Source organism: Cupriavidus sp. H19C3, assembly GCF_049393815.1.
Classification (GTDB): domain Bacteria; phylum Pseudomonadota; class Gammaproteobacteria; order Burkholderiales; family Burkholderiaceae; genus Cupriavidus.
This window is the reverse complement of the sequence record NZ_CP184986.1, coordinates 570,570-585,965: the sequence shown is the minus strand read 5'-3', so window position 1 is coordinate 585,965 and position 15,396 is coordinate 570,570. Positions and strand designations below refer to the sequence as shown.

The window sequence follows — 15,396 nt, the reverse complement described above, 5'->3', positions numbered from 1 at the left end:
CATCAGCGGAGCACAGGACGTGGATCGGCTGCAAGCCATGAAAACCTTCGTCGCGGTGGTGGAGTCCGGCGGCTTCACCGCGGCTGCGCGCAAGCTCGACGTATCGCTGTCGGTGGTCAGCCGCGTGATCACCGAGCTGGAAGCGCACCTCGGCGTGCGGTTGCTGACACGCACCACACGCGTGGTGCGCCCGACCGATACCGGGGCCGCGTACTTCGAGAACTGCCGCCGCATTCTCGGCGAGATCGAGGAGGCCGAGCTGTCGGCCGCCGGCACCCATGCCGCGCCACGCGGGCACCTGGTGCTGACCGCGCCGGTCCTGTTTGGCGCGCGCTATGTCATGCCGATCGTGGTCGAATACCTGCAGCGCTATCCGGAAGTCGACGTCAGTACCCTGCTGCTGGACCGCAACGTCAATTTTGTCGATGAAGGAGTGGATGTGGCGGTGCGTATCGGCGAGCTGCCCAGTTCGTCGCTGCAGGCCGTGCCGGTGGGCCGCGTGCGTCGCGTGGTCTGCGCTTCGCCGGCCTACCTGGAAGCGCATGGCACCCCGCAGACGCCGGACGACCTCATCCACCATACCTTGATCCAGACTACCGGTATCGCCGCCACGCCGGAATGGCGCTTCGTGCATGATGGCGAGCCGCTGGCGGTACGCTTCCGTCCCCGCCTGGCCACCACCACCAACGACTCGGCGGTGGCAGCCGCGATCCGCGGGCTGGGCCTCGCGCGCCTGCTGTCCTATCAGGTCGCAGACGAACTGTGGGATGGCAAGCTGCGCGTGGTGCTGGCCGGCTACGAACCGCCGCCGCAGCCCATCCACGTGATTCACCGCGAGGGCCGCCATGCGATGCAGAAGGTCCGCGCCTTCCTCGACCTCGCCATCGACCGGCTGCGCGCGGACAAGTCGATCAATTGAGCGGCCCGCCACGCTGGCGTGCTGCGCGGTGGCGTGATGAGGAATGGATCAGGGAGTCAGAGAGGGCAGAGGTCGGATGGTCGGATGGTCGGATGGTCGGATGACCGGACCGTCGAGCGACGGGCGGCGCCGATGGGTGGACCGCGGTCGCGGTGAGCCGTATGGCAGTTCGTTGATTTGGCTCGCAACCTGAACCGGATTTGATTTAGGTTGTCTTTTGACATCGCCACGCAACGCTAAGATGCTCGATCCAAGTCTTTACGGGACAAGACACCGTCGATGAACATTGAACCATCCAAAGCGGTGCCGCGTGCCAGACAACCGGTCACGCCACCGCCCATGCTGTTTCACGGTACCGCGACGCAATTCCTGCCTGCCATCCTGACCCAGGGCCTGCTGCCTGGCGCACGCGCCCATGTCCACCTGGCCCAACACCCGCAGACCGCCGCCGTGGTCGGCCAGCGCTACGGGTCGGGCGTGGTGCTGACCATCCATGCCTTACGCATGTACGACCAGGGCTTCGAGTTCTATCAGGAAGAGAACGGATTCTGGCTGACCGCACGCGTGCCAGCCGGGTTTATCCGCTAAGCGACCCCGCGACCCTGCGACCCCGCGACCCTGCGGCCCTGCGACCCCGCGATGCCGCAACCCCGAGGGTCAGCGCGAGCGGGCCACCGAGCTGCTGCGTTTCTCCTGCCGCTGCAGCTTGGCGATACGGCTCAGCGTTTCCTTCAGTTCGGCCTGCGCCGCTTCCTGCTGGGCCTGCAGATCCTGCACCTGGCTGCGTTCATCCTGGCTGCGCTCGGCCGCCAGCTTTGCCTGTTCCTGGGCGACTTCCAGATCGGCTTCCAGCCGGCGCTCGGTTTCGCGCGCGGCGATCAGACGCTGCACCACCTGGGTTTTCTGGGTTTCCGTACGGGCGCGCAGCATTTCCACGTCGGAGAGCCGCTCGGTCTGGCGCACGAACGCGGCATACGTTGCCGTGGCGCGCGTTTCGTCGTTGGTCTTGACCACGCGCCAGACATTCTGCTGCTGGAGAAGCGTGACGAAGAAGGTGCCGGTCTGGCGGTCGAACAGATACTGCGCCTCGTAGCTACCGTTCATGGTCTTGCGCAGTGCCATGATCGAACCGGCCTGCGCGCGCGCCTGGAGGTCACGGACGGTACCGGCGGCGGCGGCATCCACGGCCGGCGTCGCGGTCGCAGCCGCCGCCGCAGCCCCAGCCACAGCCACAGCCGGCGCGTCCTGAGCCGGTTGACTCTGCGCGAAAGCCTGCCCGGCAGCCATGCACTGCACGGCCGCGGCGACGATCAACGCGCCCCGCAGCGTACCCATGAACTTCGTCATATCCCGACCCCCCGTTATTTTGGAAATTGCCAATCTTAGCGCAGTGGAAGCCACATACAAACTAGGACTCGGAGTGTTAACGGTTACCAACACTCAAGGCTTGAGGGGGATTTCCACCGATGTTTCCCTAAATGCCGGATACCGACGCCCTTACCCCGCTGTTGGTGATTTCTCCCTGTCAGAACGATTTTCGGAGCGGATATTAAATGCTGCAGTCTCCACCACGAGCGGATAGCGCTGCGCGGCGGCATGGGTCCGCCTGGCTTTTCGCGCTTGTCCGGATGGGCGTTGCCGGAGAGGCGACGGCAAGCCGACGACCGCAGCCGGGGAAGCAGCCTTGCAACCACGCGCGCCGCGCCAAAGACCGGATTCAGTTTTGCCGAATGTTGCCGATATAGGGGACGGCTATAACACCCGAAAGGCCGCCCCGATGGAGCAAACAGTGAACGTAGAAAGCATCATGTCCAGGCGCCTCGCCACGGTGGGGTTCGACGATACGTTGAGTACGGTCAAGGAGATCTTCGACGAGGCGGGTTTCCACCATTTGCTGGTGGTCGAGGATGGCAAGCTGCGCGGCGTCGTGTCGGATCGGGACCTGCTGCGCGCCATGAGCCCCTTTATCGGTAGCAATGTGGAGAACGCCCGGGATCTCGCCACGCTGAACAAACGCGTGCACCAGATCATGTCGCGCCAGCCGCTGACGCTGGGCCCGGAAGCCACGATTGCCGATGCCATGACGCTATTCCTCGCGCACAACATCTCCTGCATTCCGGTCGTCACGCCAGCCTTCGAGCCAGTGGGGATCGTCAGCTGGCGCGACATCCTGCGGGCCCTGCTCGAGCGCGACAGCGCCAACGCCGATCCGGCCCGGCCGTAACCGGCGCGCGATGACGCATGCCCCGGGCGAATCCTGAACCAGATGGCATACCTCGCCGGCAGGAACACGCGTGTCAGGATCGTCCCGGCCAGCGTACCGCCGATCAGCGCAGTCAACTCGACCGGCGAGTGAAGAACGGCCCGGCGCGTATCAGGGCATGGGTGGCACCTGCCGGGCAAGCTCGGCGGTGCGCTGCGCGATGGCCTGGATCACCGCCACCATATCGAGCGCGCCGTGCCCGAGCGACTCGGTTTCGCCGTAGAGCGCGTGACATACGTCGAGCAGCGGTGAGGCAATGCCGATACCGCGCGCCGCCTCGGCCACCAGGCGGCTATTTTTCAGCACGTCGGTGATGGCCGCCTGCACGGAAAAATCCTGCGTGACCAGCTTGTCGAGCTTGACCCGCGAGACGTCGCTGGACATCGGGCCTGCATTCAAGACCCGGGCAAACTGCGCCAGATCGATGCCATGGCGCTCCGCAAAATGCGTGGCCTCGGTCAGGCCCGTGACCATGGTGATCAGGAACAGGTTGACCGCAAGCTTCATGGTCAACGCGCCCGGCACGTCGCCGCAGGCCAGACTCTCGCGGCTCATCGGCCGCACCAGCTCGCGGACTGCCTCGACGTCCTGCGGCAAGCCCGCCAGCATGACCACCAGCTGCCCCGCCTCGGCGGGCTTGCGCGAGCCCGACACGGGTGCCTCGACGTAACGTCCCCCGCTGGCGCGAATCTCATCGGCCAACAATCGGGAATAGCCGGGAGCGGTGGTACTCATGTTCACGATCAGCCGCTGCGACACCCTGCGCCCGAACCGCGGCGTACGCCGGCCGAGCACTTCGTCGATGGCCGTTTGGTGGGCCAGCATCAGCACCACGGTCTCGCAGGTGGATAGCAGCGCGTCCACGCTGCCGGCGACGGCGGCGCCTGCGCTACGCAGCGTGTCGTAGTGGGTGTCGGACCGGCTCCAGACGGTGAGCGGCACGCCGCTGCGCACAAGGTTAAGCGCCATCGGCGTGCCCATCACGCCCAGGCCGATAAATCCGATCGAAGTCTTCATGAGGCGGGAGCTCCTGCGGGAGTTGGAATGCGTCAGCGCGATATCGCGTGCGGCTATTGTTCCAGATGACGCGCGCCGCCGGGTGCCGCCAAGCTGTTCGCGGTGCTCTTGTCCGGTGCTCCGAGACGCGCCCCCACGCCAGTCGGCTATCATGCGGATCCCCTCCGAAGTTGCTCCCTATGATTTCCGTTCGTAATGTCACGCTGCGTCGTGGCGTCAATGTGGTGCTTGACCGCGCGTCCGCCACTTTCAACCCTGGCGAGAAGATTGGTCTTGTTGGCCGCAACGGCGCAGGAAAATCGTCCTTCTTCGGCCTTCTGAACGGCACGTTGCACGAAGACAGCGGCGAATTCTCGCTTCCGGCCGCGTGGAGAATGGGCCAGGTCGCACAGGAAATGCCCGAGACCGAGCAGAGCGCGACCGATTTCGTCGTGGAGGGGGACACCGTGCTGCTGGCTGCGCAGGCCGAAGTTGCCGCTGCCGAGGCCAGCGACGATGGTATGCGCATGGCGGAGGCCTATATGGCCCTGCACGATGCGGGCGCGCACGATGCCCCGGCACGGGCGCAGGCGCTGATCCTGGGACTGGGCTTCACCACCGCGCAGCTTGGTCAGCCCGTCAACAGCTTCTCCGGTGGCTGGCGCATGCGGCTGCAACTGGCGCGCGCGCTGATGTGTCCGTCGGACCTGTTACTGCTTGACGAACCGACCAACCACCTGGACCTCGATGCCTTGGTCTGGCTGGAAGCATGGCTCAAGCGCTATCAGGGCACCCTGGTCGTCATCAGCCACGATCGCGAATTCCTCGATGCGGTAACGCAGGTGACGGTGCACGTCGACAACGCCAAGCTCGTGCGTTACGGCGGCAACTACAGCAAATTCGAAGACATGCGCGCCGAGCAGCTCGTCTTGCAGCAGGCCGCGGTGGCCAGGCAGGCCGAGAAGATCGCCCACCTGCAGAAATTTATCGACCGCTTCAAGGCCAAGGCGTCGAAGGCGAAGCAGGCGCAGAGCCGGGTCAAGGCACTCGAACGCATGGAGAAGATTGCGCCGGTGCTGGCCGAGGCGGAGTTCAACTTCGAGTTCAAGGAGCCGCTCAACGTCCCGAACCCGTTGTTATCGATGCTGGACGCGAGCTTCGGTTATCCGGCGCCGGAGGACGCACCGGCGGGCACCCTACCCACGGTGATCGTGCGGGGTATCAACCGCTCCGTGCTGGCCGGGCAGCGCATCGGCATTCTCGGCGCCAACGGCCAAGGCAAGTCCACCCTGGTGAAGACCGTGGCGCACGCGCTGGCGCCGATTGCCGGCGAGATCAGCGAAGGCAAGGGGCTGAATATCGGCTACTTCGCCCAGCAGGAACTCGACGTGCTGCGCCTGCAGGACACACCGATGGAACATATGATCCGTCTTGCCCGGGACACCCCGCCGCATATGCGCGCGCCGGGCCAGAGCGGCACCGAACAATCGCTTCGCACGTTCCTCGGTACCTTCAACTTCAGCGGCGATATGGTGCATCAGCAGGTCAGCACGATGAGCGGCGGAGAGAAGGCGCGGCTCGTGCTGTGCATGATCGTGTGGCAGCGCCCCAACCTGCTGCTGCTCGATGAACCGACCAACCACCTCGACCTGGCCACCCGTGAGGCGCTGGGCGTGGCGCTCAACGAGTTCGAAGGCACGGTGATGCTGGTCAGTCACGACCGGGCGCTGCTGCGCGCGGTATGCGACGAGTTCTGGCTGGTCACCAAGGGGGGTGTGGAACCCTTCGACGGCGATCTGGACGATTACCAGCAGTTCCTGCGTGACGAAGCCCGCCGCATGCGCGAGGAAGCGGCTGCGGCGTAGCGCCGGCCAGCGCTCACGGGCGCTTCAGCGCAGCACGCGGTAAGTCGACTGCACCAGTCCCGAGGGAAAATTGCGGCTCGACACCAGTGCCAGACTGATATCCGCCGGCAGCGCGCCGAACAATGGCCGACCGGCTCCGATCAGCACGGGCACCGTGGTGATCACCAGGTCGGCGATCCATCCCTCGCGCAGAAAGGACTGGACCAGTTGGCCGCCGTCGACATAGACGCGCTTGACGCCTTCGGCCGCCAGCCGGGTCATGGTTTCCTCTGGCGTGCAGTCCCAGAAACGCACCTTGCCCGCCAGCGGCTCCGGTACCGGCTTGCCGGCGAGCTGGCGGGACAGCACCACCACCGGCCGGGTGTAATGCCAGTCGCCCATGGTGAGGATCTTCTCAAAGCTGCCCCGGCCCATGACGATCGCGCCTTTGTCCGCGATGAAATCGGTATAGCCGTGATCCTCCGCAGGATCGTCGCGCGCCAGAAGCCATTCAATGTCTCCGTCGGGACGGGCGATAAAGCCGTCCAGGCTGGTGGCAATAAAGACGTGTCCTGTAATCATCCGTTCTCCCTGGTGAATTGTCGCCGCACCGCGCGCCGACCGCTTGCCGACACGCGTCAGGCCTCGTGGGCGCGTCGCGGAAAAACCATTGTAAAGCGCGTCTTGCCATTGGCCGAGCTCACGGAGATATCGCCGCCGTGGGCTGCCATGATGGCGCGCGTGATCGGCAGCCCGAGGCCGCTGCTGTCGGATTCCGGTCGCACGCGCGACTTGTCACCCCGAAAGAACCGGTCGAACAGCGATGCGTGCAGCTCGGGCGGGATCTCCTCGCCGTCGTTCTCGACACTGATGCTCACGTTGTCCTTGCCGGCCTTCGTCACCACCACGACCTTGCCGTGAACCGGCGTGTGGCGCAACGCATTGGACAGCAGGTTGCTTAGCGCACGGCGGAGCATGAGGCGATCGCCCTCGATCGTGCCATGCCCCTGCCATTCGAGTGCGACGCCATGGTCTTCGGCCAATGCCTCATAGAAGTCGAACAGCGCGGATACCTCGCTGTCGACCGAGACGACTTCCTTGTTCGGCAGATCGAGCCCATGCTCCATCTTGGCCAGGTAAAGCATGTCGGAAACCATGCGCGCGAGCCGTTGCAGCTCCTCGGCATTCGACGCCAGGATCTCGCGATACTTGACCGCGTCGCGGGGTTGCGAGAGCGCGACCTGCGTCTGGGTCATCAGGTTCGTCAAAGGCGTGCGCAGGTCATGCGCGAGATCGGTCGAGAAATCCGAGAGTCGACGAAAATCGTCCTGCAAACGGTCGAGCATGGCGTTCAGGTCGGAAGCCAGATCCGCCATTTCCACCGGCACGGCCTCGACCGGCATTCTTTCGGACAACCTGTCGGCCGTGACGGCCTGCGCGCGCGATGCCATGGTCCGCAGCGGCAACAGGCCGCGCCGTGCCGCCCACCAGCCGAAGACACCGCTGGCCAGTGCCGCCAGCGCAATATAGAAGACCAACGACCTGCGGAACACGCGCATGAAATTCTCGTGGATCTCGGTGTCCATGGCGAGAATCACTTCCACCGGATGCCCGCCCTGCGCGTCCATGGTGGCGCGCAGGGCGCGGTATTCCTTGCCAGCAGCTTCCCAGTGGAAGTAGTCGCCCCGGTCATCGTGCTGCCGCTTCATCGCAGCGAGCGCGAGCGCGGTATCGAACCCGGGCGAAACATAGTGCGCCTGGCCCTGGGCATCCCGCACGTACACCAGCAGTCCGGCATGATGCTGGTATGCCTCAGTCAGGCGGCCAGGCAATGTCGTGGCCGGACCGAGCGCGATGGTGCGTTCCACCAGATGCATGTTGTCACGCAGCATGGTGTAGTCCTCGTCGGCAAAATGACGGCTCATGGTCGTGTCGATCAGCAGGCCAAGCCCCAGCAGCACGCACGTCGAAGACAGCGAGAACAATGCCGTCAGGCGCGTCGTGAGTGAATACCTGCGCGAGTATCTGCGCCAGTCTCTGCGCATCACGCCTCGTCCTCGGGTTCTTCGAGCACATAGCCCATGCCACGCACGGTCTGGATCAGCTTGGTCTCGAACTCGTCGTCAATCTTGGCGCGCAGGCGGCGGATGGCGACGTCGATCACATTGCTGTCGCTATCGAAATTCATGTCCCAGATCTGCGACGCGATCAGCGAGCGGGGCAGCACCTCGCCCCGGCGTCTGGCCAGCAGTTCCAGCAGCGCAAACTCCTTGCTGGTGAGCACGATCCGGCGGCCGGCCCGCGTGGCGCGCCGGCGCGCCAGGTCCAGCACCAGGTCGCCGACCTGGATGCGGTCGACCGGCTGGCTTCCCGCGCTGCGCCGCAGCAGCGTCCTGACCCGCGCGAGCAGCTCGGCAAAGGCGAACGGCTTGACCAGATAGTCATCGGCGCCGAGTTCCAGCCCCTTCACCCGATCGGCCACGCCGTCGCGCGCCGTGAGGAAGAGGACCGGCACGGGATTATCGGCAGCACGCAGGCGCTGCAAGACCCGCCAGCCGTCCAGGTCAGGCAGCATGACATCGAGGATCAACAGATCGTATTGCCCCGTCGACGCCATATGCAGGCCGTCCAGGCCATTGCGCACGAGGTCCACCACAAAACCGGCCTCCGAGAGACCGAGCCTCAGATACTCCCCGGTCTTCGCTTCATCCTCGACCACCAGCAACTTCATCGCTTCTCCCGTGAAACCTGCCCCAGGCCCGCCAGACCCGGCCAGTGCCGCCCGCCGCCGCACCGCCCGTCAGTTTACGGGCACGCCCGAACATGACGCCAACCTTACAGGAATGTAATTTTCGGGTCATTCCGAGGTTAGTCCGGGCCCTCTAACCTGTGCTCGCCGCGCCATTCCCGGGCGCCACAGACAGTATGAGAGGAATCACTGCATGCGTTCGAAGCCTTCGGCGGGTTTTATCCTGCCCAAGCCGCCTGGCATCTCCAGGCGCCGGTTCGTCCAGGGATTGGCGGCCGGTGGCGTGCTCGGAGCCCTGGGCGGATTGCCGGGCGGGGCCTGGTCGCAGCCGGACGCCACCCCGCCGCGCGCGGGCAGCGGCACCGCACCGGCCCTGCATGGCACCGAATTCGACCTCGTGGTGGAAGACGCCGCGGTCAACTTCACCGGCAAGCCGGGTGTTGCACAGACCATCAACGGGACGCTCCCCGGCCCCACCCTGCACTGGAGGAAGGGCGATACGGTCACCATCCGCGTGACCAACCGCTTGCGCGAGCCGACTTCGATCCACTGGCACGGCATCATCCTGCCATTCCAGATGGATGGCGTGCCAGGCATCAGTTTTCCCGGCATTGCGCCGGGCGAAACGTTTACGTATCGATTCAAGGTCGAGCAGGCCGGCAGCTACTGGTACCACTCCCACTCGGGATTCCAGGAAATGACGGGGGTCTATGGAAGCCTGATCATCCACGACGACCACGATCCGGTTCGCGCCGACCGCGACTACGCCGTGCTGCTGTCCGACTGGACGGACGAGGATCCCATGCGGGTACTCTCCAAGCTCAAGGTCCAGAGCGATTACTACAACTACCACCAGCCCACCGTTCTGGACTTCTTCCGTGATGTTTCGCACGACGGCATCAAGGCCGCGCTGGACAAGCGGAAGATGTGGAACCAGATGCGGATGAGCCCGACCGACCTGGCCGACCTGTCGAGCGCGACCCTCACCTACCTCATGAACGGCGTCACGCCGGCTGGCAACTGGACCGGGCTGTTCCGGCCCGGCGAAACGGTGCGGCTGCGCTTTGTCAACGGCGCCGGCAATACGTTCTACGACGTGCGCATTCCCGGCCTCAAGCTCAAGGTCGTGCAGGTCGACGGACAAAACATCGACCCGGTCACGGTCGACGAATTTCGCTTCGGCCCCGGCGAGACGTGCGACGTACTGGTGGAGCCGGTGGACGATGCCCACACGATCTTCGCGCAGTCGATGGACCGCACCGGCTATGCGCGCGGCACGCTCGCCATGAAGGAAGGCCTCGAGTCAGCCGTACCGGCGCTGGACCGGGCCGAATGGCTGACCATGGCCGACATGATGGGCAGCATGGACCATGCAGCAATGGGCCACGGCGCGATGAACCACAGTGCCATGCAGATGGACCATGGGCAGCACGGTGGCATGACGATGGATCACAGCCAGCACAACATGGCCGGCATGCCGGGCATGGCCGCCGCGGATCCGCTCAAGGTGCCGAGCACCAGGGCCAGGCATGCCAGGACCGAGTACGGCGCCAGTACCGACATGCGCGTCGACATGGCCCGCACCAATCTCGACGATCCCGGAATTGGCCTGCGCAACAACGGTCGGCGCGTCCTGACGCTGGCGGACCAGCACACCATTGGGGGCGCCATGGACGCGCGCGGACCGGGGCGCGAAGTGGAACTGCACCTGACCGGCAACATGGAGCGCTACACCTGGTCGTTCGATGGCGTGGAATTCGGCAAGTCGACACCCGTGTTCTTCAAGTATGGCGAGCGGCTGCGCGTGATCCTGCACAACGATACGATGATGACGCACCCGATGCATCTGCATGGCATGTGGAGCGAGCTCGAAGCGCCCGACGGCGCTTTCCAGGCGCGGCGGCACACCATCCCCGTACAGCCGGCGCAACGCATCAGCTTTCTTGTCACGGCCGACGCACTGGGCCGCTGGGCATGGCATTGCCACCTCATGATGCATATGGATGCGGGCATGTTCCGTGAAGTGGTGGTGGCCTGATGCGTACGCTTCCGCTGATTAATCGCGCTGGCCTGTCCAACGCCACATGCCTGGCGGCACTGATCGCGGCTTCCACGATGGCGCCGGCGTGGGCGCAGCATTCCCACGGCGAGCATGCCCCGTCGACGTCGATGGAGGCCATGGACGGCAACACCATGTCGACCATGGATGGCGGCGACATGCAGAGCATGGACGGCGGGGCGATCCAGACCATGGACGGCGCCGCCCCGCCACCGCAAACGCCACCGCAAACGCCACCGCAAACGCCGGCGCCGATGGACCATGGCGACATGAAAATGCAGGGCGGCAGCGCGCCACCCGATGCGCGCGATCCGGATGCCTATTCGGGCGGATACCAGCTCGGCGTGGGCAAATATGCCCTCGGCCAGCATCGGCAGCTGCATATGGCGGACGAGCACCTGTTTGCATCGGTGCTGGTCGACCGGCTCGAGTGGACCCACGGCAGCGACAGCAATGCCGTGGCCTACGACGCGCAAGCCTGGTTTGGCGGTACCTACAACAAGCTGGTGATCAAGGCCGAGGGCGAAGCCGAGCGCGGCAAGTTCCATGACGCGCGCACCGAGCTGCTGTGGAGCCATGCCATTGGTACCTACTGGGACACGCAGCTCGGGTTCCGTAACGACGCCGGCCATGGGCGGCCGGGACGCAACTGGGTCGCCTTCGGCGTGCAAGGCCTGGCGCCGTACTGGTTCGAGGTGGATGCCACCGGGTACGTCGGTACCGAGGGCCGTACCGCGCTGCGGCTGTCCGCGGAATACGAGTTGCTGATCACACAGCGGCTCATCCTGCAGCCGCGCCTCGAGGCCAATCTGTATGGCAAGAACGACCCCGCCACCGGCACGGGAAGCGGTCTTTCCAACGGCGCGATCGGGATCCGGTTGCGCTATGAATTCAGCCGGCAGTTCGCCCCGTACATCGGGGTCGAGCGCTACCAGACGTTCGGCAATACGGCGGACATGGTGCGCGCCTCCGGCGGCCGCAGCGGCGAGACCCGCTTTGTCGCCGGCGTGCGGCTCTGGTTCTGATTCTCACATCACCATGTTGCAAGGAAGGAAAGGAATCGTCATGACATCGTCGACCTCGGCGGCCAGGCCGCTGTTTGCCGTAGCGGCCCTGCTTGTCAGCGCTACCGTGCTGGCACACCCCAAGCTCGTCAGTACCTCGCCCGCCGCGGACGCGGAAGGTCCCCCGCCGCAGAAGATCGAACTCCAGTTTTCCGAGAACCTGGTCAAACAGTTCTCGGGCGCCAATCTCGTGATGACCGGCATGCCGGGGATGAGCGACCACCCCCCCATGAAGATCCCCGCCACCATCTCGGGCAGCGACGACCCCAGGACCATGGTCATTACGCCAAAGACGCCCCTCGTACCGGGATCCTATCGCGTGGACTGGCGCGCCGTATCGTCGGATACGCATCCCGTCACCGGCGCCGTCAACTTCAAGGTGAAGTGAGCGGATGCAGGTGGAATGGCCGATCGTCGTGGTGCGCTTTGCGCTCTACCTTGACCTGATGCTGGTGTTTGGCCTGCCACTGTTCGGGTGGTATGCGTTGCACGGCGCGGAACGGACGTCTTCGCTCGCGCGCCAGTACCTTCGGTGGACGATGGTGGCAGGCGTGACCGGCGTGCTGCTGTCGATGCTCGGCATGGTCGCGATGGCCAAGGCCATGAGCGGCGCGTCCAGCTACGCGGACCTGGACGCCGGGATACTCGAGGCAATGGTGACCGGCACCGGCTTCGGTGCCGCGTGGAGCGCGCGGCAGGCGGCGTTGCTCGTCGGCGTCCTGATCGCGCTCACGCCGCCGGGACGATCCATGCTCCGGTTTCCCCTGCTGGCCCTGGTGGGGGCGCTGGCATTGTCCACGCTGGCCTGGGCCGGCCACGGCGCGATGGACGACGACGGCGTTCGGCATGCGAGCCATCTGCTGGTCGACATCGCGCATCTGCTCGCGGCAGGCGCATGGGTCGGGGCACTGGCCGCCTTCGTCCTGCTTGGCAACGCGGCGCGGCGCGAGACGGCGCAACTACGTGTGCTGGCCCGCACCGCGGAGCGCTTTGCCACGCCCGGGACCATGATGGTGGCGACGCTGGTCGTAACCGGCGGCGCCAACTACTGGTTTATCGCCGGCATGCCCTCGATATCCGCCATGGCGACGCCGTACGGCAAGCTGCTACTTGTCAAGCTCACCCTGTTCGCGCTCATGCTTGGCATGGCGGCGACCAACCGGTATCGCCTGACGCCGAAGCTCGTCGCCGCGGTACAGACCGGCAACACGCAGGACGCGAGCCGGGCCCTGCGCAGAAGCTTGCTGTGCGAGATGGCGACGGCAACCGCGGTGCTCATGACGGTGGCGGTCCTCGGAGTCGCGTCGCCGGACGCGCAAGCCAACGCCCCTGCTGCCAGCAGCCGATAAACCATCCGTTACCGTTCGTACATAGCGGCCAACCTGGCGCCGACCTGCGCTGCTAGCATGGTTCATCCCTGATCCTGGCCGTGGGCCTTGCCATGTCCTCCCCACTTTCCACCGCATCGCGGCGACGTCTGTGCATCCCTGCCCTGCTGCTGAGCGCGGCAGCATGGACCGCACCGGTACGCGCGCAGGAAGCGCTTGTACTGGGCGGCTTGCAACGCACGGACACGGGGGGAGAAACCAGCTACGGCTATACCTACAGCTACCAGCACAACCTTGCCGAAAACTGGTATGCCTCGTTCTCGTATCTGAACGAAGGGCATGTACCGAATCATCATCGGGACGGCCACAGCATCCAGCTATGGTGGCGCTATCCGCTGGCGGGCCGCAACTTCAACCTGGCCCTCGGCGCTGGCCCCTATCGATACTTCGATACGACCGACCGCGACGACAATGGCAGCTCCGACAACCACCATGGCTGGGGCGTGCTGGCGAGCGTCGCGGCCACCTGGTACATCAACGGCGGCCCCTGGATGCTGCAAGCCCGCTACAACCGCGCGCAGACGCCCACGAGCATCAAGACCAATACCCTGTTGGTCGGCGTGGGCTACCAGCTAGACCGTGCGGACCGCGGCGGTCCGGTGGTCCCGCCGCCGACGCGCACCGACAAGGTCACGCAGAACGAGATCACGGCCTTTGTCGGCCAGACCATCGTCAATACGTTCGACTCGGAGTCATCGTTCGCCAGGGCGGTCGAGTATCGCCGCGGGCTGGCCCGCTATGCAGCGGGCACCATCAGCTACATCAACGAAGGCAAGAGCTCTGCATTGCGGCGCAACGGGGTTGCCGCGCAACTTTGGCTGGAACGGGCATTCTTTCGCGATGCATTCACGCTGGGGCTCGGCGCCGGGCCGTACTACGCGATCGATCTCAGCGAACGCGGCCGCACTGCGTCCGGAGATCCATCGCGCTGGTCGGGCCTGCTGACCATATCGGCGAGCTATCGCATCAGCTCGCACTGGCTCGGGCGCGTGTCATGGAACAGGACGGTGACCGGCTATGACCGCGACACCGATGTGTTTCTGGCCGGGGTCGGATATCGATTCTGACCGCCGGACCTCGCCTAGCCGCCCAACCCCTGCGAACGGCGATACCGGCTCGGGTCCACGCCATGAACCTGGGCAAACGCCAGCGAGAAATTGCTTCGGCTCGAATACCCCACGCGCTTGGCGATCTCTGCCACCGGCAGGGCCGTCGTGCTCAATAGCTCCTTGGCCCGCCGCAACCGCACCAGCTTGACCAGGCTCATCGGCGGCTGGCCGAAAGCGCGCTGGAACGCGTAGGCGAAGGCGGAGCGGCTCATGCCGGCGGTCACGGCGAGACTGTCGACAGTATGCGCGACGGCGGGTTGCTCGAAGATCGCGCGCAGCGCGCGGTTCAGCCTGACATCCGACATTGCGGCCAGCCACGGCAGTGGCATGGGGTCACACTCGATCCAGCGCCGCAGCGCCAGGACGAGGCACTGCTTGAGCAGTGCCTCGGTCAGAACGCGCGAGCCCACACCCGGCTGGGCCGACTCGGCCAGCAACATCGAGAACTGGTCACGCAGCCCATCCGTGCCACGAAAGCGCACCACCAGCGGTCGACCCAGCGTGACGAACGGATCCGAACCGTCCGCCAATCCGACGCGCAATGCACCGCATGCCGTTTCCACGGCGCGCTGACCCTGGCCAGCCGTCAGCGTTCTTACGGCATCCTGTGCCGGCGCGCTGCCCGGGCAAGACGCGCGCTCCATGTGCACCGGTACCGTGGAGCAGCTCTCAATACAGTATGTGATTCCCGGAGGTACGAGGACAAAGCTGTGCGGTTCAAGCTGAACCGGGGACGCGCCACGCACAGTGAGCACGCCCGTGCCCGCGAGGCAGTAATGCAGGTTTGCCGTATCGCAAGAATCGAAACGCATTCCCCAACCGATACGTATGTCGCAAACCGTGAAATGGCTTACTCCGATATCAAGTACAGCCAGCAAATGATCGAGGATCACGTGCGCAGATAAGGACGTTTCGAACATGCCGGCGATTATGGCGTCAACTTGCGCGGCGTGGGAGTCCATCGGATATTTGGACGATTCAGAACACTTTCGAGACCCCGACGTA

Annotated in this window: 15 protein-coding genes; 9 read left to right on the top strand and 6 right to left on the bottom strand. The window is 65.1% G+C overall.

Translation table 11 applies throughout. The features are described 5' to 3' along the window. The first annotated feature begins 19 nt into the window (after nucleotides 1-19). Both DFLDMN_RS22175 and DFLDMN_RS22170 read left to right on the top strand, forming a co-directional pair. Nucleotides 20-919, top strand: a complete 900-nt coding sequence (locus DFLDMN_RS22175; RefSeq protein WP_423200023.1) for a LysR family transcriptional regulator — start codon at nucleotides 20-22, stop codon at nucleotides 917-919. A 279-nt stretch (nucleotides 920-1,198) separates the two neighbouring features. Further along, nucleotides 1,199-1,507, top strand: coding sequence for an RNA 2'-phosphotransferase (locus DFLDMN_RS22170; RefSeq protein ID WP_423200022.1), 309 nt, complete (start codon nucleotides 1,199-1,201; stop codon nucleotides 1,505-1,507). A 69-nt stretch (nucleotides 1,508-1,576) separates the two neighbouring features. Here DFLDMN_RS22170 and DFLDMN_RS22165 read toward each other — a convergent pair whose 3' ends face one another. After that, nucleotides 1,577-2,266, bottom strand: coding sequence for a DUF2968 domain-containing protein (locus tag DFLDMN_RS22165; protein ID WP_423200021.1), 690 nt, complete (start codon nucleotides 2,264-2,266; stop codon nucleotides 1,577-1,579). Between the two features lie 460 nt (nucleotides 2,267-2,726). Between DFLDMN_RS22165 and DFLDMN_RS22160 the strand changes: the two genes are divergently transcribed. Beyond that, on the top strand, nucleotides 2,727-3,143 hold the full coding sequence (locus tag DFLDMN_RS22160; RefSeq protein WP_423200020.1) for a CBS domain-containing protein: 417 nt from the start codon (nucleotides 2,727-2,729) through the stop codon (nucleotides 3,141-3,143). 150 nt (nucleotides 3,144-3,293) lie between these two features. Here DFLDMN_RS22160 and DFLDMN_RS22155 read toward each other — a convergent pair whose 3' ends face one another. Further along, nucleotides 3,294-4,352, bottom strand: a complete 1,059-nt coding sequence (locus tag DFLDMN_RS22155; protein ID WP_423200019.1) for an NAD(P)-dependent oxidoreductase — start codon at nucleotides 4,350-4,352, stop codon at nucleotides 3,294-3,296. A 26-nt stretch (nucleotides 4,353-4,378) separates the two neighbouring features. On the opposite strand from DFLDMN_RS22155, the gene DFLDMN_RS22150 reads away from it, so the two are divergent. After that, complete coding sequence (locus DFLDMN_RS22150; RefSeq protein ID WP_423200018.1) at nucleotides 4,379-6,043, top strand: ABC-F family ATP-binding cassette domain-containing protein; 1,665 nt, start codon at nucleotides 4,379-4,381, stop codon at nucleotides 6,041-6,043. 24 nt (nucleotides 6,044-6,067) lie between these two features. On the opposite strand, the gene DFLDMN_RS22145 is transcribed toward DFLDMN_RS22150, so the two are convergent. From DFLDMN_RS22145 to DFLDMN_RS22135, 3 genes are read right to left on the bottom strand one after another with little or no spacing between them, the layout of a single operon-like run. Then, a complete protein-coding gene (locus DFLDMN_RS22145; protein WP_423200017.1) occupies nucleotides 6,068-6,604 on the bottom strand; it encodes a dihydrofolate reductase family protein in 537 nt (178 codons plus the stop codon). 56 nt (nucleotides 6,605-6,660) lie between these two features. Then, nucleotides 6,661-8,067 (bottom strand): heavy metal sensor histidine kinase, encoded by a 1,407-nt coding sequence (locus DFLDMN_RS22140; RefSeq protein ID WP_423200537.1) that lies wholly within the window; start codon nucleotides 8,065-8,067, stop codon nucleotides 6,661-6,663. Then, the gene (locus DFLDMN_RS22135) at nucleotides 8,067-8,753 is read right to left on the bottom strand and encodes a heavy metal response regulator transcription factor (RefSeq protein WP_423200016.1); all 687 of its coding nucleotides are present in this window, start codon (nucleotides 8,751-8,753) and stop codon (nucleotides 8,067-8,069) included. The genes DFLDMN_RS22140 and DFLDMN_RS22135 overlap by 1 nt, the downstream gene beginning before the upstream one ends. 211 nt (nucleotides 8,754-8,964) lie before the next feature. Between DFLDMN_RS22135 and DFLDMN_RS22130 the strand changes: the two genes are divergently transcribed. From DFLDMN_RS22130 to DFLDMN_RS22110, 5 genes are all read left to right on the top strand, one after another. Next, the gene (locus tag DFLDMN_RS22130; protein ID WP_423200015.1) at nucleotides 8,965-10,809 is read left to right on the top strand and encodes a copper resistance system multicopper oxidase; all 1,845 of its coding nucleotides are present in this window, start codon (nucleotides 8,965-8,967) and stop codon (nucleotides 10,807-10,809) included. Beyond that, nucleotides 10,809-11,855, top strand: coding sequence for a copper resistance protein B (locus DFLDMN_RS22125; protein ID WP_423200014.1), 1,047 nt, complete (start codon nucleotides 10,809-10,811; stop codon nucleotides 11,853-11,855). Before DFLDMN_RS22130 ends, DFLDMN_RS22125 begins: the two co-directional genes overlap by 1 nt. Before the next feature lie 40 nt (nucleotides 11,856-11,895). After that, the gene (gene copC, locus DFLDMN_RS22120; protein WP_423200013.1) at nucleotides 11,896-12,282 is read left to right on the top strand and encodes a copper homeostasis periplasmic binding protein CopC; all 387 of its coding nucleotides are present in this window, start codon (nucleotides 11,896-11,898) and stop codon (nucleotides 12,280-12,282) included. A gap of 4 nt (nucleotides 12,283-12,286) precedes the next feature. After that, nucleotides 12,287-13,243, top strand: coding sequence for a copper homeostasis membrane protein CopD (copD, locus tag DFLDMN_RS22115; RefSeq protein ID WP_423200012.1), 957 nt, complete (start codon nucleotides 12,287-12,289; stop codon nucleotides 13,241-13,243). Between the two features lie 92 nt (nucleotides 13,244-13,335). Continuing rightward, the gene (locus tag DFLDMN_RS22110) at nucleotides 13,336-14,349 is read left to right on the top strand and encodes a hypothetical protein (protein ID WP_423200011.1); all 1,014 of its coding nucleotides are present in this window, start codon (nucleotides 13,336-13,338) and stop codon (nucleotides 14,347-14,349) included. A 14-nt stretch (nucleotides 14,350-14,363) separates the two neighbouring features. Here DFLDMN_RS22110 and DFLDMN_RS22105 read toward each other — a convergent pair whose 3' ends face one another. Beyond that, nucleotides 14,364-15,353: an AraC family transcriptional regulator gene (locus tag DFLDMN_RS22105; protein ID WP_423200010.1), complete on the bottom strand. Its 990-nt coding sequence runs from the start codon at nucleotides 15,351-15,353 to the stop codon at nucleotides 14,364-14,366. Nucleotides 15,354-15,396: the final 43 nt, after the last annotated feature.